Annotated in this window: 19 protein-coding genes; 7 read left to right on the forward strand and 12 right to left on the reverse strand. The window is 68.5% G+C overall.

The window, feature by feature from the left end; all coding sequences use genetic code 11:
- The first annotated feature begins 26 nt into the window (after positions 1-26).
- A complete protein-coding gene (locus Cte04_RS09545) occupies positions 27-1,010 on the forward strand; it encodes a Bug family tripartite tricarboxylate transporter substrate binding protein (protein ID WP_066475848.1) in 984 nt (327 codons plus the stop codon).
- Between the two features lie 67 nt (positions 1,011-1,077).
- Here Cte04_RS09545 and Cte04_RS09550 read toward each other — a convergent pair whose 3' ends face one another.
- From Cte04_RS09550 to Cte04_RS09575, 6 genes are all read right to left on the reverse strand, one after another.
- On the reverse strand, positions 1,078-1,749 hold the full coding sequence (locus Cte04_RS09550; protein ID WP_066475850.1) for an outer membrane protein: 672 nt from the start codon (positions 1,747-1,749) through the stop codon (positions 1,078-1,080).
- A 229-nt stretch (positions 1,750-1,978) separates the two neighbouring features.
- Positions 1,979-2,473 carry a GlcG/HbpS family heme-binding protein gene (locus tag Cte04_RS09555; RefSeq protein ID WP_066475852.1) on the reverse strand — a complete coding sequence of 165 codons (495 nt, stop codon included), beginning with the start codon at positions 2,471-2,473 and terminating at the stop codon, positions 1,979-1,981.
- Positions 2,474-2,565: 92 nt separating this feature from the next.
- Positions 2,566-3,192: a response regulator transcription factor gene (locus Cte04_RS09560; RefSeq protein WP_066475855.1), complete on the reverse strand. Its 627-nt coding sequence runs from the start codon at positions 3,190-3,192 to the stop codon at positions 2,566-2,568.
- Between the two features lie 7 nt (positions 3,193-3,199).
- On the reverse strand, positions 3,200-4,717 hold the full coding sequence (locus Cte04_RS09565) for a sensor histidine kinase (protein WP_066475856.1): 1,518 nt from the start codon (positions 4,715-4,717) through the stop codon (positions 3,200-3,202).
- A gap of 16 nt (positions 4,718-4,733) precedes the next feature.
- Entirely contained in the window at positions 4,734-5,192 is a 459-nt protein-coding gene (gene ybeY, locus Cte04_RS09570; protein ID WP_066475857.1) for an rRNA maturation RNase YbeY, read from the reverse strand.
- 140 nt (positions 5,193-5,332) lie between these two features.
- Positions 5,333-6,337, reverse strand: coding sequence for a PhoH family protein (locus Cte04_RS09575; RefSeq protein ID WP_066475859.1), 1,005 nt, complete (start codon positions 6,335-6,337; stop codon positions 5,333-5,335).
- Between the two features lie 153 nt (positions 6,338-6,490).
- Here Cte04_RS09575 and ruvA point away from each other — a divergent pair, with 153 nt between their 5' ends.
- Positions 6,491-7,066, forward strand: a complete 576-nt coding sequence (ruvA, locus tag Cte04_RS09580; protein ID WP_066475861.1) for a Holliday junction branch migration protein RuvA — start codon at positions 6,491-6,493, stop codon at positions 7,064-7,066.
- A 51-nt stretch (positions 7,067-7,117) separates the two neighbouring features.
- Positions 7,118-8,596, forward strand: a complete 1,479-nt coding sequence (locus Cte04_RS09585) for a trypsin-like serine peptidase (protein ID WP_083526586.1) — start codon at positions 7,118-7,120, stop codon at positions 8,594-8,596.
- 146 nt (positions 8,597-8,742) lie between these two features.
- Here Cte04_RS09585 and Cte04_RS09590 read toward each other — a convergent pair whose 3' ends face one another.
- Positions 8,743-9,285, reverse strand: coding sequence for a peroxiredoxin (locus Cte04_RS09590; RefSeq protein WP_066475865.1), 543 nt, complete (start codon positions 9,283-9,285; stop codon positions 8,743-8,745).
- Between the two features lie 133 nt (positions 9,286-9,418).
- Here Cte04_RS09590 and ruvB point away from each other — a divergent pair, with 133 nt between their 5' ends.
- Entirely contained in the window at positions 9,419-10,513 is a 1,095-nt protein-coding gene (gene ruvB, locus Cte04_RS09595) for a Holliday junction branch migration DNA helicase RuvB (protein WP_157081913.1), read from the forward strand.
- A 108-nt stretch (positions 10,514-10,621) separates the two neighbouring features.
- Here the strand turns inward: ruvB and Cte04_RS09600 are convergent, their stop codons facing one another.
- The 5 genes from Cte04_RS09600 to Cte04_RS09620 all read right to left on the reverse strand — a co-directional run bounded on the left by Cte04_RS09600 (position 10,622) and on the right by Cte04_RS09620 (position 17,173).
- Entirely contained in the window at positions 10,622-11,341 is a 720-nt protein-coding gene (locus tag Cte04_RS09600) for an MgtC/SapB family protein (protein ID WP_066475866.1), read from the reverse strand.
- Positions 11,342-11,449: 108 nt separating this feature from the next.
- Positions 11,450-14,209, reverse strand: coding sequence for a magnesium-translocating P-type ATPase (gene mgtA, locus Cte04_RS09605; protein WP_066475868.1), 2,760 nt, complete (start codon positions 14,207-14,209; stop codon positions 11,450-11,452).
- An 11-nt stretch (positions 14,210-14,220) separates the two neighbouring features.
- On the reverse strand, positions 14,221-14,559 hold the full coding sequence (locus tag Cte04_RS09610; RefSeq protein ID WP_066476211.1) for a hypothetical protein: 339 nt from the start codon (positions 14,557-14,559) through the stop codon (positions 14,221-14,223).
- Positions 14,560-14,792: 233 nt separating this feature from the next.
- Positions 14,793-15,020 (reverse strand): hypothetical protein, encoded by a 228-nt coding sequence (locus tag Cte04_RS09615; RefSeq protein ID WP_066475870.1) that lies wholly within the window; start codon positions 15,018-15,020, stop codon positions 14,793-14,795.
- 401 nt (positions 15,021-15,421) lie between these two features.
- Positions 15,422-17,173 carry a lysoplasmalogenase family protein gene (locus Cte04_RS09620; RefSeq protein WP_066475871.1) on the reverse strand — a complete coding sequence of 584 codons (1,752 nt, stop codon included), beginning with the start codon at positions 17,171-17,173 and terminating at the stop codon, positions 15,422-15,424.
- A gap of 133 nt (positions 17,174-17,306) precedes the next feature.
- Between Cte04_RS09620 and Cte04_RS09625 the strand changes: the two genes are divergently transcribed.
- The 3 genes from Cte04_RS09625 to Cte04_RS09635 are packed head-to-tail and all read left to right on the forward strand — an operon-like array spanning position 17,307 to position 20,272.
- Positions 17,307-18,302, forward strand: coding sequence for a Bug family tripartite tricarboxylate transporter substrate binding protein (locus tag Cte04_RS09625; RefSeq protein WP_066475873.1), 996 nt, complete (start codon positions 17,307-17,309; stop codon positions 18,300-18,302).
- Between the two features lie 6 nt (positions 18,303-18,308).
- Positions 18,309-19,526 (forward strand): M20 aminoacylase family protein, encoded by a 1,218-nt coding sequence (locus Cte04_RS09630; RefSeq protein ID WP_066475880.1) that lies wholly within the window; start codon positions 18,309-18,311, stop codon positions 19,524-19,526.
- Complete coding sequence (locus Cte04_RS09635) at positions 19,523-20,272, forward strand: phosphoribosyltransferase (protein WP_066475882.1); 750 nt, start codon at positions 19,523-19,525, stop codon at positions 20,270-20,272. The genes Cte04_RS09630 and Cte04_RS09635 overlap by 4 nt, the downstream gene beginning before the upstream one ends.
- The last annotated feature ends 4 nt before the right edge of the window (positions 20,273-20,276 follow it).

The following is a 20,276-nucleotide window of genomic DNA, read 5'->3' on the forward strand; positions in this document are numbered from 1 at the left end:
ATCGCTCCTTCGCCAAGGAGTTTGCCGTGAACCTGCCCCGCTTTCTGAATCGCACCGCTTGGGCCCTGCTGGCCGCAACCTGCGTGCAGGGCGCGGCCATGGCCCAGCAGCCGGAATTTCCGGTGCGCCCCGTCAAGCTGGTGGTGGCCAACGGCGCGGGCAGCGTGCCCGACCTGCTGGCACGCCAGGTGGGCAGCTTGGTTTCGCGGGAGTGGAAGCAGGCCGTGGTGGTGGAGAACAAGGGCGCGGCCGGCGGTGTCGCGGCCGTGGATGCCGTGGTCAGGGCGCCTGCCGACGGCCATACCCTGCTGGTCGGCGGCGACAGCGCCATCACCATCATGCCCAATGTGCAGCGCAACCTGCCCTATGACGTCAGGAACGATCTGGTGCCGGTGACCAAGCTGGGCCAGTCCGATTTCGTGCTGGTGGCCAACCCGCGCAAGGGCTACAGGACGCTCAAGGAATTCGTGGCCTTTGCCAAGGCGCATCCGGGCCAGGTCAACTATGCCTCGTCGGGCACCGGCGGCGCGCAGCACCTGGCCATGGAACAGTTCAAGCAGCGCGCCGGATTCTTTGCCACGCATATTCCCTATCGCGGCGGCCCCCAGGGCCTGCAGGACGTGCTGGCCGGCCAGGTCGATGTGATGCTGGTGGCCGTGGCGCCCGCACTGACGCAGATCCAGAGCGGCAAGCTCACGGCGCTGGCGGTCTCGGGCCTGCAGCGCCACCCCTTGCTGCCCCAGGTGCAGACCCTGGCCGAGACCTACAAGGGCTTCGAGGCCGGTGCCTGGTTCGGCCTGTTCGCGCCCAAGGGCACGCCGGCTGCCGTGGTCCAGGCCGTGGCCCGCGATACCGACCGCGCCCTGAAGGAGCCGGAACTGCGCCAGGCCTTGCTGCAGCAGGGCATCACGCCCGTAGGCGAAGGCCAGCAGGTCTTTGCCCGGCAGATCCGCAGCGACGATGTGCGCGTGGCGCAGCTGGTACGCGCCATCGGCCTGAGTGTGGAGTAGGCGCCGTTTCGCATCGCCAAAAAAAGCGGCCTTGAGGCCGCTTTTTCTTTGCTCGCGCCGGAGAGGATCAGAAGCTGTAGCGCAGGCCGACCGAGATTTCGCTGGAAGTCAGCTTGGCGCGCATCTGCTCGTCCTGCAGGCGGCGCACGTTGGCGAAGTTGTTGGCGCCGCTTTGGGTCTTGCCCATGTCGACATAGCGCCATCCCAGGTCGATGCTGACTTTCCGGGCAGGCGAATAGGTGACGCCAAAGCCCACCGCGTACGCCAGATTGTTCTGGGAGTCGCCGAAGTACTGGCGGCCCGGATTGCCCTGCCAGCCGCTGGACTGCAGATGGGCCAGGCCCAGGCCGGCCGTGCCGTACAGCGAGAACCGGGCGTTCAGGGGGAAGTCCTTGTACGCATTGACCATCAGGCGCTGCGAGCGGATCTTGTGGTGGTTGAAGCTGGCCGGGAAGTTGGTGGAGCCGCTGGTGAACTCGTTGTTCCTGGGCAGGGTGTACTCGGCTTCCACGCGCCAGTTCGACGGCAGCCGATAGCCCAGGGCCAGAGAGGCGCCCGTGGCGGTATGCGAGTCGTCGCCGGGCACGAACCGGCCCAGGCCGGGGCGGGCACTGGAATCCATGTCGTGGGCCTTGTAGCGTGCGGAATTGATCCGCAGGGCGCCGTAGTAGCTGTCGTCGGCACAGGCGCCGCCGGCGGCGGCCAGGATCAGCAGGGGGGCGATGTGTTGAAATTTCACGAAAAAATCCTCTATCTCTTTGGAGCCGCTAACACAACCCTTGATACGTCGTTACTTCGCCTTGCCGTACTTTTGAACTGTCTGCGGCTTCGTGCCTCGTCTCAACCGCAAACCTGCGGTTTGCTGGGTCGTGTTAGCAGCTTTTGCTAAGACTTGCGCAAAAAAGGTCGCCCCAAGGCTGTTGCCTTGAGGCGAAGCTCTTGCTTGGACCCAATTTGCGCAGGTCGTTTTACTTCAGCAGGTCCTGCACCTTGGCCAGGGCGGCCTGGCCGCACTGGTCGTCCAGGTGGCCGCCGGGTGCACCGGCCACGCCCACGGCGCCGATCACTTCGTTGCCCGCCTTCACGGGCACGCCGCCGCCCAGCAGCAGGAAGCCGGGGATGTCGGTCAGGTTGGCCGCGCCGGCGTTCTTCTGGGCGTTTTCCATGATGGCAAGCGTTGGCGCCTTGGCCGATGCCGAGGTGAAGGCCTTCCGGAAGCTGGCTTCCACGGTATGGGGGCCGGCGTTGTCGGCACGCTGCACGGCGCGCACGCCACCTGCGCGGTCCACCACGGTGGCGGTCACGGCATAGCCGTTGGCGGTGCAGGCGGCCACGGTCTGGGCGGCGATCTGGTTGGCCAGCTCCAGCGACATGTTCTTTTCCGTGCGCACGGCCTGGGCGTTGGCGGTGCCTGCGGCCAGGGCGGCCAGGGTCAGTGCGGCGAGAGTCAGGGTGCGTTTCATGCGTTTTCTCCGGGTGGATGGGTATGAACGCAACTGTAGAAAAGCGCCGCGCCGGCGCCAATGCGGCCGGCTACGCGCACCGCTCCGTAGAACTACGGAGCGGTGTCCTCGACCAGGGCCGCGTAGCGCCGGATGAGCTGGGCCAGCGAGTCGGCCTCCAGCTTGGCGAACAGGTTGGCGCGGTGGGTCTCCACCGTGCGCGGCGAAAGCGCCAGCGCGCGGCCGATCTCCTTGTTGGTGAGCCCTTCCACGATCAGGCCCAGCACCTCGCGCTCGCGGCCCGAGAGCTGGGCATAGCGCTCGCGCGCCTGCCGGTCGGCCTGGTGGCGCTCGCGCGAGCGCACATGCTGGCGCACGGCGGCCTGCAGCGCTTCGATGAGCAGCTCGTCATCCACGGGTTTTTCGAGGAATTCCGCTGCGCCGGCCTTGAAGGCGCGGCGGCACATCTCCACCGTGCCGTGGCCCGTGAGCATGATCACGGGCTGGTCCACCCCTTGCGCGGCCAGCATGTCCAGCACCGCCAGCCCGCTGGTGCCGGGCATGCGCACGTCCAGCACGATGGCGCCCACGTCGCTGCGCTCGAATTGCGCGAGAAAGTCCTGCGGATCGGCCCAGGCCTGCACGCGCAGGCCCACCGTGCCTATGAGCAGCGCCAGGCTGTCGCGCACGGCGGCATCGTCGTCCACCAGGTGGATCAGGGGCGAGAGGGAAGAGGTCATGGTGCGTTCATGGCTGGTGGGCCAGCGGCAGCAGCAGGTGGAATTCGGCGCCCGCCCCGTCTGCGGCAGCGGGCGGCGCCAGCGAAAGTTCGCCGCCCATGGCCTGGGCCAGGCTTTCCGACAGCGACAGGCCCAGCCCCAGGCCGCCCGGGCGCGTGGTGTAGAACGGGGTGAACAGGCGCGCGCGCGCCTCGGGCGCCACGCCGGGGCCGGTGTCGCGCACGCTCAGCAGCACCCGGCTGCCCTGCTGGACCAGGGCCAGCCGCAGGCGGCGCTGGCCCGCCTCGGACTGTTCCATGGCCTGCAGCGCGTTCATCACCAGGTTGTGGATGATCTGCTGCAGCGCCACGGGTTCGGCGCGCACGGCCGGAAGGTCGGCGGGCGCATCCACCTGCACGGCAATGCCGCGGCGGCGCAGCTCGGGCTCCAGCAGGTGCAGGGCATCGTGCACGGCGGCGGGCAGGGCCAGGGCCTGGGCCTGACCCGAGAGATCGGGCCGCTCCACCACGCGGCGCAGCCGCCCCACGACGGCGCTGGCGCGCCGTGCCTGGGCCACGGCCTGGCCCATGGCATGGCGCGCGGTATCCAGGTCCGGCTCCTCCTCGTCCAGCAGGCGCTGTGCGGCCTGGGTGCTGGCCAGCAGTGCGGTCAGTGGCTGGTTGAGTTCGTGCGCCATGCCGGCGGCCAGCTCGCCCAGCTGGTTGAGCCGGGCCACCTGGCCCAGCCGCAGCAGCTCCTCGGCACGGCGCGCGGCCACGCGCTGGCGCAGCAGGGCGCGCAGAGCGGCCAGTGCTGCGGCGCTGGCCGCTGCCCAGGCCAGCATGGGCCCCCAGGGCAGCTCGCTCCAGCCCACGTCGCGTTCGAGCACCACGTCGAACGGCTGGCTCTGCGAAGCCAGCAGCTTGTGGAAGCCGTAGTGCCAGCCATGCGCGAGGCGCCGTCCCGCCTGCACGCCAAAGGCCTGGCCCTGGTATTGAAGCCGTACGCGCACCGGACTGGTCTGCGCGTCCATGGGCCATTCGTCCCAGGGGATGGTGGCATGCAGGTCCAGCAGCAGGGCGTGGTCGGCCGCCTGGTCCGCCGGGCCTGCGAGCGCCAGCCACGCCCGGCCCCGGGGCAGGTCGGCCTGGGCCAGTTCGGCATGGCCGCTGTGGCGTGAGCGTGCCTCGGCCGCATCCAGCGCGGAGCCCAGGGCCGCGGGCAGGTCTGCAGGCCAGGCACTGCCCGGCAGGCGGCGCAGCACCTGGGCGATCTGGGGATAGGCCGCGGGCAGTCGCGGCAGCGGCATGGCAATGCTGCTGCCCTGGCCTTCGGCGGGTGGCTGCAGCAGCGGCAGCATGGCCATCACCGCATCGTGCTGCACCGCGCGCTGGCTCAGCAGCCGGTGCACGATGCGTGCATCCGTGACGAACGCATCCTCCAGTGCCAGCAGCCGCGCATGGGCAAGCCAGCCCGCGCCCACGGCAGCCACCAGGGCCCAGGCCAGCAGCCAGGCCAGGGCGCGACGCCAGTGGGACAGGGTCATGGCCGGAATCCGCCGCCTATTTGGCGTAGGGGTCCTGGAAGCCGAGCTCCTGCATGATTTCGGTCTCGTAGGCTTCCATTTCCTCGGCATCCTCCTCGCTGGTCTCGTGGTCCCAGCCCTGGGCGTGCAGGGTGCCGTGCACCAGCAGATGGGCGTAGTGCTCTTCGAGCGATTTGTTCTGCTCCCTGGCCTCGCGCTCGACCACGGGTGCGCACAGCACCAGGTCGGCCATCACGGTGGGGTCCTGCTGGTAGTCGAAGGTCAGCACATTGGTCGCGTAGTCCTTGTGGCGGTACTCGCGGTTCAGGCTCCGGCCTTCCTCGGCATCGACGATGCGCACCGTGATTTCGGCATCCACGGCCAGCGCGTGGCGGATCCAGCGCGTGACCTTGCTGCGGGACAGCACGGCGCGGTGGGCGCCTGCTTCGGGGAAGCGGGCAAATTGCAGGGACAGTTGCAGCTGGTTCAGGGTCATTTTGGCTTGTGGCGCTTGTCCGGCAAGCGCAGTAAGCTATGAAATTGGGAGTAAAGGCCTGCGTCGGCAGTGTGCTCCAGGGCGCCGCCAGGAAGCGAGCTTCCCGCTTCGGCCCGATTTGCGCAAGCCGTGCGCAGGGCTCAGAGTTCTTCCGCGGAAGGCAGGGGCCGGGCCGTGCGCGTGCGGTGCCTGGGCGCCGAGGTGCCTTCGGAGACGCGGCCGCGCGCATCGTAGGCGTCCACGATGCGGGCCACCAGCGGGTGGCGCACCACGTCGGCGCTGGTGAAGTGGTTGATGGCGATGCCCTTGACGCGACGCAGCACGCGCTCGGCGTCGATGAGGCCGCTGGGCATTCCCTTGGGCAGGTCGATCTGGCTCACGTCGCCCGTGACCACGGCCCGGGAGCCGAAGCCTATGCGCGTGAGGAACATCTTCATCTGCTCGGGCGTGGTGTTCTGGGCTTCGTCGAGGATCACGAAGGCATTGTTGAGCGTGCGTCCGCGCATGAAGGCCAGCGGCGCGATCTCCAGCACATTGCGCTCGAAGGCCTTCTGCACGCGGTCGTAGCCCATGAGGTCGTAGAGCGCGTCGTACAGCGGCCGCAGATAGGGGTCCACCTTCTGCGTCAGGTCGCCCGGCAGAAAGCCCAGGCGCTCGCCGGCCTCCACGGCCGGGCGGGTGAGCACGATGCGCTGCACATTGCTGCGCTCCAGCGCATCCACGGCGCAGGCCACGGCCAGATAGGTCTTGCCCGTGCCTGCGGGGCCGATGCCGAAGGTGATGTCGTGGACGGCAATGCTTTCCAGGTACTGCACCTGGTTGGGCGTGCGCGCGCGCAGGTCGGCGCGGCGCGTGGACAGCTGGGGCGTGTCCAGGGGGGCCTCGATCAGGTCGGTGTCGCCGGCCAGCATCAGCTGCAGCGTATCCTCGGCGATCGCATCGTCGGCCATCTCGTACAGGGCCTGCAGCAGCTCCAGCGCATCATTGGCTTTGGCCTTGGGGCCGTCGATCTTGAACTGCTCGTGGCGGTGGGCGATCTTGACGCCCATGGCGATCTCGATGGTGCGCAGGTGCGCATCCGCCGGGCCGCACAGATGGGACAGGCGCGTATTGTTGTGGGGTGTGAATGTGTGGCGCAGGATCACGCGGATAATTCCAATGAAGATTGGCCCCCGCCTGGCTTGCTGTGCGCAGCCGCCGCCTCCGTATCCAAGCATGCGGGGGCGCTTCTCGTCTTGGGGTGGCCCGGCGATGAAAAAGCCGCCGAAGAATTCGCCAATTGGCGGCAAAGGATTTCAATGATAGGCAAATTGACAGGGACCTTGCTGGAAAAAAACCCGCCTGAGGTGCTGGTGGACTGCGGCGGCGTGGGCTACGAGGTGCAGGTGCCCATGAGCACCTTCTACAACCTGCCCGCCACGGGCAGCAAGGTGGCCCTGCTGACGCACTTCGTGGTGCGCGAGGACGCGCAGCTGCTGTTCGGCTTCGGCACGGCGCGTGAGCGCCAGACTTTCCGCGAGCTCATCAAGATCACCGGCATCGGCCCGCGCATGGCGCTGGCCGTGCTCAGCGGCATGAGCGTGGACGATCTGGCCGATGCCGTGTCCCAGCAGGAGGCCGGCCGCCTGGTCAAGGTGCCGGGCATCGGCAAGAAGACCGCCGAGCGCCTGTTGCTGGAGCTCAAGGGCAAGATCGGCGCCGATACGGGTGCGCAGTCGCTGTTTGCCCACAACAACGACCAGAATGACATCCTGCAGGCGCTGATGGCGCTGGGCTATTCGGACAAGGAAGCCTCGGCCGCGCTCAAGAAGCTGCCGCCCGACGTGGGCGTGAGCGAAGGCATCAAGCTGGCGCTGAAGGCGCTGACCAAATAAAAGGCGCGGGCCCTGGCCTGGCCGCTGTGGATTTTGAACGGAGGATGCAATATGGATCGATGGACTCAACGCAGGCTTGTCGGCCTCGGGTGCATGGGGGTGGCGGCAGCCCTGCTGGTGGCTGCCTGCGGCGGCGGCTCCGACGGCGTCAACAGCAGCAGCCCGCCGTCCAATCCGCCCAAGGCCTATGTACTCGATTCCGTGGTGCTGCCCGCCTCGGCCGCCAAGAGCGCGGTGGCCCCGGCGGCTGCCGTACGCCCGCCGGCCGCCACGCTGGTGCTGCCGCCATGGAATGAGGCCAAGCAGGCGGCGGTGGCTGCACCTGGCACGCCCACGCAGATCGGCGTGCCGAGAGCGCTGCCGGCCACGCAGACGGTGGAGGACATGGCCCGGATCCTGCATTGGTCCCCGTCTCCCGAGGGCGGGCAGGTCGCCGCTCTCAGCATCACCTCGACCGGCGCCTATGGCGTGCGCCTGGGCCTGGTGATCGACAGCCTGCCCGATGCCGCACAGGTCCGCCTGTACCGCCAGGACGGCAGCAAGTCCGGCTACCAGACCACGGGCCAGGCCATCAACGAGGCTCTCGCCCGCAACCGCGCGGCCGACGGCAATACCCAGGCCGCCGGTACCTGGTGGTCGCCCGATCTCGGCGCCGAGGAGGTGACGCTGGAAATCGGCCTGCCGGCCGGCGTTTCCGCCGCGCAGCTGCGGTTTGCCATCCCGGCGCTCGCGCATGCCTATGTCAATCTCGCGCTGCCGACCGACGCCGATCTGCGCGAGACCTACGCGGTCAAGAGCGTCGGGGATGCGGGTTCGTGCGAACTGGATGCGAGCTGCGCGGACCAGTACGCCACCGAGCGCAATGCCGTGGCGCGCATGACTTTCATAGGCCCGGACAGCCGCTACTACTACTGCACCGGCACGTTGCTGAACAACACCAAGGTCGACTATGCGCCGTATTTCCTGACGGCCAACCATTGCATCTCGACGCAGTCCTCGGCCACTTCGCTGCGCACGGACTGGTTCTTCCGTTCGGCCAGCTGTAACAGCTTTGCCCCCAGCCCCCTGGCGTCAACGCGCCAGCAAGGCGCCACGCTGCTGTATGCCACCTCGGTGACGGACACCACGCTGCTGCGGCTCAACGAAACACCGCCGGCCGGGGTGACGCTGGCCGGCTGGGATGCGCGCGGCACGGCCACGGTCAATGTCCCCATCTATGCGCTGCACCATCCGCAGGGCGACTGGCTCAAATACAGCGAGGGCCAGATCCAGCGCTACAGCAATTGCTCCCTGAGCGGCGGCGGCATTTCCTGCAGTGCGGGCAATGCGCAAAGCGATTTCCTGGCCGTGGGCTGGAGCAAGGGCACGACCGAGGGCGGTAGCAGCGGCTCGGCCCTGTTCATCGGCGGACGCGTGGTCGGCACGCTGTCGGGCGGCAGCAGCGCCTGCACGGCGACCGGCGGCATAGACGCCTATGGCCGGTTCGACCACGCATTCGGCAACCGTCTCAAGGACTGGCTGGCCCAGTAACCGCCACCTGTTGCAGGGCAGCCCCGGGAGCCAGGCAACCGGGGCTTTCCTATGGGCCGCCGGCTGATCCGCGGCACCAAGGACCTCTGGGTAGGCCGGCAGCCACCCGAAGCGAGCAAGCGTACAGGCCTTTTTTACAGGCCTTTTTATTTGCCCGTGAGCTGCTTGACTGCTGCCTGGGTCCGCTCCACATGCTCCAGTGGGTCGGAGCCCACGTGCACGAACTTGACCTTGCCGTCCTGGCCGATCACATAGGAAATGCGGTCGGCCCGCTCGGGATTGGCCGCGGCGGCCGCGTCATAGGCCTTGATGGTGGCGGCCCCGGGGTCCGACGCCACGGCGAACTGGTCGCGGCAGGCTTCGGTGGAAAAGCGCTTGAGCGTGGCGATGTCGTCGTGCGACATGCCCACCACGGTGGCGCCCATGGCCGCAAAGCGCGGCGTGGCCTCGGCAAACGCATGGGCTTCGAGCGTGCAGCCCTGGGTGAAGGCCTTGGGGAAGAAGTACAGCACCACCGGTCCCTTCTTCAGGGCTGCGGCCATGTCGAACGCGAAGGCCTTGCCGGCCACGGCGGCCTCGGTATGGAACAGGGGGGCGCTTTCTCCCGGCTTGAGCGTGGCCTGGGCCGACAGCGAGAGCAGGGCGGCCAGCAGCAGGGCAGCGGGCCGGAGTGGAACGTGTGCAGGCATGGCGGATTCTGGCAGTGCGAAGGGCTTCCATTGTGCGCTTGCCGCATGTCCGGCGGCGATGGCAATTTGAGCCCGTGGGGGATATGGTGGCCGGCCCCGGGGCATGGCCGTGCGGCACGGCACAATCTGGGACATGACGATTCATGTGGACGACTTCGCCGCCAGCCCTTCCCCTGCCAAGCCCTTGCGCGAGCCTCCGGGCGGCGCCGCAGGCGCCGCGCCGCGCATGGTGTCGGCCGGGCCGGCCTCGACGGGCGAGGAGGCGCTGGAGCGTGCCCTGCGCCCCAAGCTGCTCGACGAATACGTGGGCCAGGCCAAGGCCCGCGAACAGCTGGAAATCTTCATTGGCGCGGCCCGCAAGCGCAGCGAGGCGCTGGACCATGTGCTGCTGTTCGGCCCGCCGGGCCTGGGCAAGACCACATTGAGCCACATCATTGCGGCCGAACTGGGCGTGAACCTGCGCCAGACCAGCGGCCCGGTGCTGGAAAAGCCCAAGGACCTGGCGGCGCTGCTGACCAACCTCGAGCCCAACGACGTGCTCTTCATCGACGAGATCCACCGCCTCTCGCCCGTGGTCGAGGAAATCCTCTATCCGGCGCTGGAGGACTACCAGATCGACATCATGATCGGCGAGGGGCCGGCCGCGCGCTCCATCAAGCTCGACCTGCAGCCCTTCACGCTGGTGGGTGCCACCACGCGCGCCGGCATGCTGACCAATCCGCTGCGCGACCGCTTCGGCATCGTGGCGCGGCTGGAGTTCTATACCTCCGAGGAACTCGCACGCATCGTGCGCCGCAGCGCCGGCCTGCTGGGTGCGCCGATTGACGACGAAGGCTGCTTCGAGATCGCGCGCCGCTCGCGCGGCACGCCGCGCATCGCCAACCGCCTGCTGCGCCGCGTGCGCGACTATGCCGACGTCAAGGGCGACGGCCGCATCACGCGCGAACTGGCCGACAAGGCCCTGGCCATGCTGGATGTGGACCCGCAGGGCTTCGACATCATGGACCGCAAGCTGCTCGAAGCCGTGGTGCACCGCTTCGACGGCGGCCCCGTGGGCCTGGACAACATCGCGGCCAGCATCGGCGAGGAGTCGGGCACCATCGAGGACGTGATCGAGCCCTATCTGATCCAGCAGGGATTTCTGCAGCGCACGCCGCGCGGCCGCATGGCCACCCAGGCCGCCTACCGCCACCTGGGCCTGCCCGTCCCCGGAGACGATCCGGCATAAAACTGGCGCGACCCAAGCGAGAGACGCCGAGCAAGGGCTAGGCGGCCCCGCCGCCGCGCAGCAAAGGCCGTCGTCCCCCTGGGGGAAGCCGCGCAGCGGCTCAGGAGGTCAATTGCTCTGCGGCCCGGCGCTCCAGAACGCCTGCAGCACGCCGGGCAGCGCCTCGATCTGCGTGACCACCTGGTCCAGTTCCTCGGCATGCACGGCCGTGGCGAACAGCTCGGCCTCGATTTCGGTGTTGTGCGGGTGGATTTCGTGCTTTTCCACCGTGCGCACCGGGTAGTTGGCCGCTTCCAGCAGCTCCTGCATGCCCTCGCGCACATCGGCCTGGGCGGCCTGCTGGCAGATCACGTACACATAGTAGGTGGCCTCGCTGGCATGCTCGGCCACCGGATGGCGGTTGATGTAGTTGACCACGGGGCGCAGCAAGGTGTTGCTGGCCAGCACGAACAGCGTGGCGATGCCGGCCTCGGGCAGCAGGCCCGCGCCCGCGCAGGCGCCCACGGCCGCCGAGCCCCACAGTGTGGCGGCGGTGTTCAGCCCCGTGATGTTGGCACCCTCCTTCATGATGGCGCCGGCGCCGAGAAAGCCCACGCCGGAGACCACATAGGAGATCACGCGCGTGGCGCCATCCGCGCCCGAGACACGCATGGCCAGGTCCACGAACACGGCCGCGCCCACGGCCACCAGGGTGTTGGTGCGCAGGCCCGCCGTACGCTGGCGTATCTGGCGCTCCAGGCCGATGATGCTGCCACAGACAAAGGCCACGAGGAGGCACAGCACCGTGTTCAGCGTGGCCAGCAGATGGAAGTTCTGTAGGGATTGCATGCAGTTCTGGTTGTTTTTGTCGGTTGAACTCTACCCAGGTCTGTGAAGCCGGGGACGGTCGGCAAAGAGCCGTCCCAGGCTCGGGAAGACGCGGTTCGGCCCGAAGGGTCACCACCCATATTTTCGGATGTACAAGCGCTTGAGCAGCGTGGTCAGCACAGCATAGGCCAGCAATATGACGATCAGCCAGGGAAAGTAGCTGGGCGGCAATGCCTGCAGCTTGAAGTGTCCGGCCAGCGGGCCCATGGGCAGGAAGATGCCGATGGCCATGATGGCTGCCGTGGTGGCCAGCAGGGGCCATGAGGCGCGGCTTTGCAGGAAGGGAATCCTGGGCGTGCGGATCATGTGCACGATCAGCGTCTGCGTGAGCAGTCCCACCACAAACCAGCCCGACTGGAACAGCGTCTGCCGCCCCGCCGTATCGGCCTGGAACACAAACCACATCAGCGCGAAGGTGAGCACGTCGAACAGCGAGCTGATGGGGCCGAAGAAGACCATGAAGCGGCCCAGGTCCTGCGGATTCCAGCGCAGCGGCCGCGCCACCTGCTCTTCGTCCACGTTGTCGAACGGAATGGCGATCTGCGAAATGTCGTACAGCAGGTTCTGCACCAGCAGCTGCATGGGCAGCATGGGCAGAAACGGGATGAAGGCCGAGGCGATCAGCACCGAGAACACGTTGCCGAAGTTGGAGCTGGCCGTCATGCGGATGTACTTGAGCATGTTGCTGAAGGTGCGGCGTCCTTCGACCACGCCCTGCTCCAGCACCATGAGGCTTTTCTCCAGCAGGATGATGTCGGCCGCCTCGCGCGCGATGTCCACGGCGCTGTCCACGCTGATGCCGATGTCGGCGGCGCGCAGCGCGGGCGCGTCGTTGATGCCGTCGCCCATGAAGCCCGTGATGTGGCCATTGGCGCGCAGCGCGTGCACGATGCGCTCCTTGTGCAGCGGCGTCAGGCGCGCGAACAGCACATGCGTTTGCACGGTGCGGCGCAGCTGCTGCTCGTCCATGGCCTCGATGTCGCTGCCGACCACGGCCTGGTCCACTTGCAGCCCCACGTCGCGGCAAACCTTGCGCGCCACCCGCTCGTTGTCGCCCGTGAGCACCTTGACCGCCACGCCGTGCTGGAGCAGCGCGGCAATCGCTGCCTGCGTGGACTCCTTGGGTGGATCGAGGAAGGCCACGTAGCCGATCAGTGTCAGGCCGGCCTCGTCGGCGATGCCGTAGCTGTCCCTGTCGGGCGGCACCTCCTTCATGGCTACGGCCACCACGCGCAGGCCTTCGCTGTTGAGGCCTTCGGTGACGGTGCGCACCTGCTCGCGGCGCTGCGGCGTGAGCGGCAGCACCGCGTCGCCATCGCGCCCGCTGTCCCGGATATGCGTGCAGACCTGCAGGATTTCCTCGACCGCGCCCTTGCAGATCAGCTCGTGGTGATGGTTGCGTTCGGCCACCACCACGGACATGCGCCGGCGCTGGAAGTCGAACGGAATCTCGTCGACCTTGCGGTAGTCCTCGTTGATGTGCAGCCGCGTGCGCAGCTCCACATGCTCGAGCACGGCGCGGTCCAGCAGGTTCTTGAGCCCGGTCTGGTAGTAGCTGTTGAGGTAGGCGAACTGCAGCACCTCGTCGCTGGGGCGACCCTGCACGTCGGTATGGCGCTCCAGCGCGATGCGGTCCTGCGTCAGCGTGCCGGTCTTGTCGGTGCACAGCACGTCCATGGCGCCGAAGTTCTGGATGGCATCCAGGCGCTTGACCACCACCTTCTGGCGCGCGAGCACCACGGCGCCCTTGGCCAGCGTGGAGGTCACGATCATGGGCAGCATCTCGGGCGTCAGTCCCACGGCCACCGACAGCGCGAACAGAAAGGCCTCGCCCCAGTCGCCCTTGGTGTAGCCGTTGATGAACAGCACCACGGGCACCATCACGGCCGCGAAGCGGATCAGCAGCCAGCTGACGCTGTTCACGCCTTTCTCGAAGGCCGTGGCCGTGCGGTCCTGGTGGGTGATGCGGGCGGCCAGCGTGCCGAAATAGGTCTGGTTGCCCGTGGCGACCACCACGGCCATGGCCGAACCCGAAACCACGTTGGTGCCCATGAACAGCAGATTGCCGGCTTCCAGCAGCTGGCCCGGCGCCAGGGCGGCGCGCGTGCGGCCGTCCTTTTCCACGGGCAGCGATTCGCCGGTCATGGCCGCCTGGCTCACGAACAGGTCCTTGGCGGACAGCACGCGGCAGTCGGCCGGGATCATGTCGCCGGCCGACAGGGCCACGAGGTCACCTGGCACGAGTTCGCGCATGGGCAGCTCGGACAGCGAGGCGTCATGGCCGTAGCCGCTGTCGCGGAAACCGGGAGGCGGCGCAGCGGCATCGTCCCCGGCCTTGCGCCGCACGGTGACGCGGTTGCCGACCAGGGCCTGCAGGCGCGCGGCGGCATGCCGGGACCTGCCCTCCTGCACGAAGCGCAGCAGCGTGGACAGCAGCACCATGCTGGCGATGACGATGGTGGCCTTCTCGTCCTCGGTGGCGTAGGAGACCACGGCCAGCAGCGTCAGCAGCAGATTGAAGGGGTTGCGGTAGCAGTGCCACAGGTGCAGCCAGGCGGGCAGCGGCTTTTCATGCGCCACCTCGTTGGGGCCGTGGCGGTCCAGGCGCTCGCGGGCCTGCCCGGGGCCCAGGCCCTGGGCCGACGTCTGCAACTGCTGCAGCAGCGCCTGTGCCGGACTGCAGGCCGCGGACTGCAGTGCCTGCACCAGCGCCGGCGGCACGGCGAGGGCCGTGGACGGGCCGGCAGCCGGCATGGGGCGGCGGCCGAACAGGCCCGCCAGGCGGTGGCTGCGCAGAAACGCCCGGAACAGGTTCTTGAGGATTTGCATGGCTGCCTCCCTCAGTGCAGGGCCTTGGCGGAGGTGCCGGAACGTGCCCACGGCAGCCGTGCCAGCCAGGGGCGCCGTGCCTCGGCGCGCAGCTGTTCGCAGATGCGGCTGCGCTGCTCGCGGGTCAGCAGGGACAGGGCATCGGCGCGCTGGCGCGTGCTGAGTTGGGCCATGGCGCCGGCCATCAGCGGGGTGGCGTGGCGGTCGGCCAGGTGGCGCAGCACATCGGCGCGGCGCTCGGCCAGCGCCGAACTCACGGCATGCGTGAGGCCATGGTGGCGGGAGTCGACAGAGAGGAAAGATTCGGGGCGGCTGCGCTTGAGCACACGCAGCCAGGCGAGGCGTTGCATGGGCATACTCCTTCGGGGATGGCCCGGGGAGCCGCCCGCCGCTGCTACGGCATCAGGCGCGCAACCCCGGGGCGGGGTTCCAGTCTGTGCGCGCTGCCTTCAGGCCAACACGCACGCCAACAGGCTTGCGGTTGCGCGCCGCCGGGGGCGCGCCGCAAGATCGACTCGGGTCGGGATCCATACGTGTTCCTTGCAAGAAAAGTGGATGAAGCGCGGGACGGCGGTGAAGCCGTTCAGCGAACGAAGCGGCCTTGCGTGCTCAGAAAGCTGCGGATGCGGTGCGTGGGCCAGCTGGTGCGGGCATCGAGTTCGCGCGTCTGCTCCAGGGCCTGCGGAACCGTTGCCGCGGCCTCTGGCGGGTGGGATGTGCCGCCCGCGCGGCCCGCATGGCTGGACGGGGCACACAGCAGCAGGCGCAGGGGACGCAGCTGGCGCAGAGAATGGGTCAGGCGGTGGCTCATGGCGTTCTCCTCGGCGGCTAATGCCTGTTGAAGGGAGCGGGCCAGGCGGCAGCGCTGCACAAGCGTTCTCGCGCGGTCACGGCTCGGCTCGCTCGAAGCGGGAACGGACTGCGGCGCGAAAAATCTCAGTGACGGGCAGAGCTTGCGGGTTTTCAGGTGCTACCTGTGCTGCGCACGGCAGGACAGCTCGGGCGCAGACAAGGAAAACAGCAAGATGCGAAGGTCGCGGGGCAAGGGATGCGGGGCGGTCGACGACGGCTCCCGATCCAGGGGGAGTCTGTCAGTCGGCCAGCAGCGCAGCCATTGCGGCCTGCGTTGAATCACTGGTTGAACTGGCACTGTCCACGTGGGGACTCCTGAAATTGCGAAGCCTTGATTATCGCCGTTTCGCCATCCTAGGGTCAACCCTGAATTGTGTCAGCCCGTCTCAGAAAGCCGTGCAGGATCAGGGCCTGCGCCGCGTAATAGGTGGCCAGCACGCCGACCGCAGCCCAGGGCAGGGGCTGGACGAAGCGGTTGATGGCCAGCAGCGAGTCGCTGAGCATGAACAGGCTGGCGCCCGCCGCCACCAGCAGCGAGGCCGCGTTGCGCAGCACGCGGTGCCGGCCCCAGGCCTGGGCGGCCATGGTGGCGATCACGCCCACATAGGCCAGCACGGGCAGGCGCAGGGCCGTGGGCAGGCCGCCCAGCCACAGCAGCGCATACATGGCCGCGGCGACCAGCGATATGCAGGCAACGGCCCTGCGGCTGGCCAGCCAGGGCGCATCGCTGCGCAGCAGGGCAATGTAGCAGAAGTGGGCCAGCAGAAAGCTGACCAGGCCGGGGATGAAAAAGCCCTCGAACATGAGAAACGCGTCGCCGGCCAGTGAAAAAAACAGAGCGCCTGCCGCAATCCATACCTGGTTTTTGGCGTGATTCCCATTGGATTTCAAGAAGGAGCGAGCGCTGGCTGCTAGGCAAAAAAGAGCAAACACCATGGCCAGCGGCTTGAAGAGCTGGTGCCATCCGGTCAGGCCCAGGGCCGCGGTGGCCGTGGCCAGTGCGCCGCTTTGCAGCATCAGTGCCAGCCAGGGGCTGATGCGCCCCTGCATGGCGGCGCACAGCGTCCACTGGCTGGCGAGCAGCACGCCGAACCAGAGCAGGTTGTGGGCCAGCGGCGCCTGGTCGGCCTGCCAGAGGAAGGCGGCCGTACCGGCGACCAGCACGGCGAACTGCAGCGCAGAGAACCAGCGCAGGCCGGCCGGCATGGCCGGCGCATAGCGCACGCGGTGCTCGTCGAGGTCGAAGGCCGGCCTGGGAAAGCGGCGGGCCACGTCGGCCGGCCGCCAGCCCGGCGGCTTGAACCAGACCCGCAGCTTGTCGCCCAGGCGGCGCGCATGCCAGCTGTCGTGCGCGAGCTGGCGGTAGACCGCCACATTGGCCCACAGCGGGTCCCAGCTCCTGAGCAGGCCGCGCGTGCCGTAGACGCAGGGCTCCTCGTCGTCCTCGGTCTTGTAGGTGCCGAAGAGGCGGTCCCAGACGATGAGAATGCCGCCGTAGTTCTTGTCGAGATAGCGGTCGTTGACGGCGTGGTGCACGCGGTGGTTGCTGGGCGCGCAGAACCAGCGGTCGAACCAGCCCAGGCGGCCCACCTGCTCGGTATGCACCCAGAACTGGTAGAGCAGGTCGACCAGCCCGACCACGGCAAACACCAGCGGCGGCACGCCGGCCAGGGCCATGGGCAGGTAGAAGATCCAGCCCAGCAGCGCGCCCGAGCTGGTCTGGCGCAGCGCGGTGGAGAGGTTGTAGTCCTGGCTCTGGTGGTGCACGGCATGGGCCGCCCACAGCACGCCCACCTCATGGCCCATGCGGTGCAGCCAGTAGTAGCAGAAATCGTAGAACACCAGGGCCAGCAGCCAGCCGGGCAGGCTGAGCCAGAAGGCGTCGGCCTGCACCAGTGCCAGGTGCCCGGCGACAAAGGTGTAGAGGCCCAGCGTCAGCAGCTTGGTGAAGACCGCGCTGGTCTGGCTCAGCACGCCCAGGTTCAGCGAGGCGATGGCATCGTCCAGCCGGTAGGCGCTGCGCCCGCGCCGCATGCCGACGGCCCACTCGACGGCCATGAGGATGAAGAACACCGGCGTGGCCAGGACGATGACTTGGCTGGGGGAGAGCATGGGCACCGATTGTGGACAGCGCGGCGGCGGTAGCCATCCTAGGGTGAACACGCTTGCTAAGTAATTTCTGTTATGGCTGCCGAGTAACGGGCGTGAAATAATCGAAGGCTTGCCCCCTCGCCGATCCTTTTCCATGCCCACATCCCGCCGCTTCCTCGTGGCGGCAGCCGCCATGGTGGCTGCCGCCGGCCTGACCGCTCCCGCCGCGTTCGCCGCCGGCGATGCCTGGCCCGCCGCCAAGCCCATCACCCTGATCGTGCCCTTCAGCCCGGGCGGCAATGTGGACACCACGGCCCGCCTGATCGGCCAGAAGCTCGGCGAGCGCCTGAACCAGTCCATCGTGGTGGACAACGTGCCCGGCGCCGGCGGCGTGCTGGGCGTGAGCAAGGCCGTGAAGTCGCCGGCCGACGGCTATACGCTGCTCATGGGCTTCGACGGCCCGATCAGCATTGCCCAGCTCATCAATTCGGCCGTCCGGTACGACGCCGAGCGCGACCTGACGCCCGTGGGCCTGGTCACGATCGCGCCCGTGGTGGCCGTGGCCCGCCCGGGCCTGGCCGCGCACAACATCACCGAGCTGATCGCGCTGGCGCGCGCCCATCCCGGCGGCCTGACCTATGCGACCTCGGGCGTGGGCACCATGCTGCACCTGGCCATGGAGATGCTGCAGGAGCGCGCCAAGGTCAAGCTGGTGCACGTGCCCTACCGCGGCGGCGCGCAGATCACCAGCGACGTGATGGGCGGCCAGGTGGACGTGGGCATGCTGGTGACCACCAGCGCCACGCCGCTGGTCCAGCAGAAGAAACTCGTGGGCCTGGGCGTGACCTCGGCCAGGCGCATCGATTCCATCCCCGGCGTGATGACCTTCGCCGAATCGCCCGAGCTCAAGGGCTTCGACCTCAACACCTGGACCGGCCTGTTCGTGCCGGCTAAAACGCCGCAGGCCGTGGTGGCCCGCTTGTCCACCGAGCTGGCCGAGGTGCTCAAGCTGCCCGATGTGAGAAAGCGCCTGGAAGAGGGCGGCGCCACGCCGGGCACGGGCACGCCGGCGACCTTCGCCAGCTTTCTCAAGAAGGAAAAAGCCGGCTACGCGCAAATCGTGAAGTCGGCCAACATCCAGCAGGAATAAGCCGCCATGCCGCTCAACCCCGTCCATCCCGAAATCCACCCGCCCGTGCTGCCCGAGGTGGCAGCCGTGGCGCAGGAAATGCTGGCGCTGCGCCACGACCTGCATGCGCATCCCGAGCTGGCCTACGAAGAGCACCGCACGGGCGATATCGTGGCCGCCAGGCTGGCCGAATGGGGCTACGAGGTACACCGCGGGCTGGGCGACACGGGCGTGGTGGGCACGCTGCGCGGCGGCGGCCCTGCAGGCGGCAGGCGCCTGGGCCTGCGTGCCGACATGGATGCGCTGCCCATCCGCGAGGCCACGGGCCTGCCCTATGCGAGCCGCCACGACGGCAAGATGCACGCCTGCGGCCACGACGGCCACACGGCCACGCTGCTGGCCGCGGCCCGGGTTCTGGCGCAGCGCCGGGACCGGCTCGATGGCACGCTGCACCTGATCTTCCAGCCGGCCGAGGAAGGCCATGGCGGCGCCAGGAAGATGGTGGAGCAGGGCCTGTTCGAGCGGTTTCCCTGCGATGCGCTCTACGCCTTCCACAACGAGCCCGGCTATCCTGCCGGGCACTTCGGCTTTCGCGCGGGCGTGATGTATTCCAGCTCGGACACGGCCGTCATCACCATCCGCGGCAAGGGCGGCCATGGCGCCATGCCGCATGTGGCCGTGGACCCCATCGTCGTGGCCTCGCACCTGGTGCTGGCGCTGCAGACCATACGCTCGCGCGAGATCGACCCCAACGACATGGCCGTGGTCACCGTGGGCGCCATCCATGCGGGCGACGCGCCCAACGTGATCCCCGAGACCTGCGAGCTGCGCGTGACCATCCGCGCGCGCTGCCCCGAGGTGCGCGCCCTGCTGCGCGAGCGCATCACGGCCATGGCCCATGCGCAGGCCGCCGTGCACCGCGCCACGGCCGAGGTGGACTACAAGTGGCGCTACCCGCCCGTCATCAATGACGCGGCCGCCACGGATTTCGCCGTCGGCGTGGCACGCGACTTCCTCGGCCAGGAGTGGCTGATCCCCGACCTGCAGCCGCTGCAGGCCAGCGACGACTTCGCCATCATGCTGAACGAGGTGCCGGGCAACTACTTCATCGTGGGCAACGGCATGGGCGAGGGCGGCTGCATGGTGCACAACCCCGGCTACGACTTCAACGACAACCTGCTGCCCGTGACGGCCTCGTACTGGGTGAAACTGGCCGAAGCCTACCTGAGCCGCGACCGCGCATGAACCCCATCGATCTCTCCGGCCAGAGCCTGCCGGGCTTTGACGCCACCACCGGTTACTGGCAATCCATCGTCGGCGAGGCCGAGCTGGCCCAGCCACCCCATCCGCCCTATGCCAGAAGCTATCCCGCGCGCCTGCCCGACGGCCGCTACCTGGTGCTGCCGCTGCGCGGCATGCCCACGGCGTCCGGCGCCGCGCCGGACCGCTGCGTGGCCTCGCTGATCGCCAACCAGGCCAGCCTGGACGTGGTGGAGCAGCTGGCCCTGCACATGGCCGAAGGCGCCCGCGGCCATGCCTTCGACGTGATCGTGGGCCTGCCCACCCTGGGCCTGGCCTTTGCGCCGCTGGTGGCCCGCGCGCTGGGCCACGGCCGCTTCGTGCCGCTGGGCTATTCGCGCAAGTACTGGTACCGCGAGGAGCTGTCCGAGCCCGTGAGCTCCATCACCACGCCGGGCAAGGGCAAGCTGCTCTACGTGGACCCCAACCAGCTGGCGCTGATCGCCGGCCGGCGCGTGCTGGTGGTGGACGATGCCGTGAGCTCCGGCACCACCATGGCGGCCGGCCTGACGCTGCTGCAGCGCTGCGGCGCCGAGGTGGCCGCGATTGCCGTGGCCATGCGCCAGGGCACGCAGTGGCAGGAAAAGCTGCGCCGTGCCGACGGCTCCGCGATTCCCGTGGTCGGCGCCTACGACTGCCCGCGCATGGTGCGCCGCGCCGACGGCTGGTGGCCCGAGGACGCTGCGCCCTGATCGC

The organism is Comamonas terrae (assembly GCF_001544075.1).
Classification (GTDB): domain Bacteria; phylum Pseudomonadota; class Gammaproteobacteria; order Burkholderiales; family Burkholderiaceae_C; genus Comamonas; species Comamonas terrae.

What these genes read in the sequence shown, in the direction of transcription:
- Cte04_RS09555 (WP_066475852.1), bottom strand. Translation starts at nt 2,473, where the DNA reads ATGAAACGCACCCTGACTCTCGCCGCACTGACCCTGGCCGCCCTGGCC.
- Cte04_RS09560 (WP_066475855.1), bottom strand. Translation starts at nt 3,192, where the DNA reads ATGACCTCTTCCCTCTCGCCCCTGATCCACCTGGTGGACGACGATGCC.
- Cte04_RS09565 (WP_066475856.1), bottom strand. Translation starts at nt 4,717, where the DNA reads ATGACCCTGTCCCACTGGCGTCGCGCCCTGGCCTGGCTGCTGGCCTGG.
- ybeY (WP_066475857.1), bottom strand. Translation starts at nt 5,192, where the DNA reads ATGACCCTGAACCAGCTGCAACTGTCCCTGCAATTTGCCCGCTTCCCC.
- ruvA (WP_066475861.1), top strand. Translation starts at nt 6,491, where the DNA reads ATGATAGGCAAATTGACAGGGACCTTGCTGGAAAAAAACCCGCCTGAG.
- Cte04_RS09585 (WP_083526586.1), top strand. Translation starts at nt 7,118, where the DNA reads ATGGATCGATGGACTCAACGCAGGCTTGTCGGCCTCGGGTGCATGGGG.
- Cte04_RS09590 (WP_066475865.1), bottom strand. Translation starts at nt 9,285, where the DNA reads ATGCCTGCACACGTTCCACTCCGGCCCGCTGCCCTGCTGCTGGCCGCC.
- ruvB (WP_157081913.1), top strand. Translation starts at nt 9,419, where the DNA reads ATGACGATTCATGTGGACGACTTCGCCGCCAGCCCTTCCCCTGCCAAG.
- Cte04_RS09600 (WP_066475866.1), bottom strand. Translation starts at nt 11,341, where the DNA reads ATGCAATCCCTACAGAACTTCCATCTGCTGGCCACGCTGAACACGGTG.
- mgtA (WP_066475868.1), bottom strand. Translation starts at nt 14,209, where the DNA reads ATGCAAATCCTCAAGAACCTGTTCCGGGCGTTTCTGCGCAGCCACCGC.
- Cte04_RS09610 (WP_066476211.1), bottom strand. Translation starts at nt 14,559, where the DNA reads ATGCAACGCCTCGCCTGGCTGCGTGTGCTCAAGCGCAGCCGCCCCGAA.
- Cte04_RS09615 (WP_066475870.1), bottom strand. Translation starts at nt 15,020, where the DNA reads ATGAGCCACCGCCTGACCCATTCTCTGCGCCAGCTGCGTCCCCTGCGC.
- Cte04_RS09620 (WP_066475871.1), bottom strand. Translation starts at nt 17,173, where the DNA reads ATGCTCTCCCCCAGCCAAGTCATCGTCCTGGCCACGCCGGTGTTCTTC.
- Cte04_RS09625 (WP_066475873.1), top strand. Translation starts at nt 17,307, where the DNA reads ATGCCCACATCCCGCCGCTTCCTCGTGGCGGCAGCCGCCATGGTGGCT.
- Cte04_RS09630 (WP_066475880.1), top strand. Translation starts at nt 18,309, where the DNA reads ATGCCGCTCAACCCCGTCCATCCCGAAATCCACCCGCCCGTGCTGCCC.
- Cte04_RS09635 (WP_066475882.1), top strand. Translation starts at nt 19,523, where the DNA reads ATGAACCCCATCGATCTCTCCGGCCAGAGCCTGCCGGGCTTTGACGCC.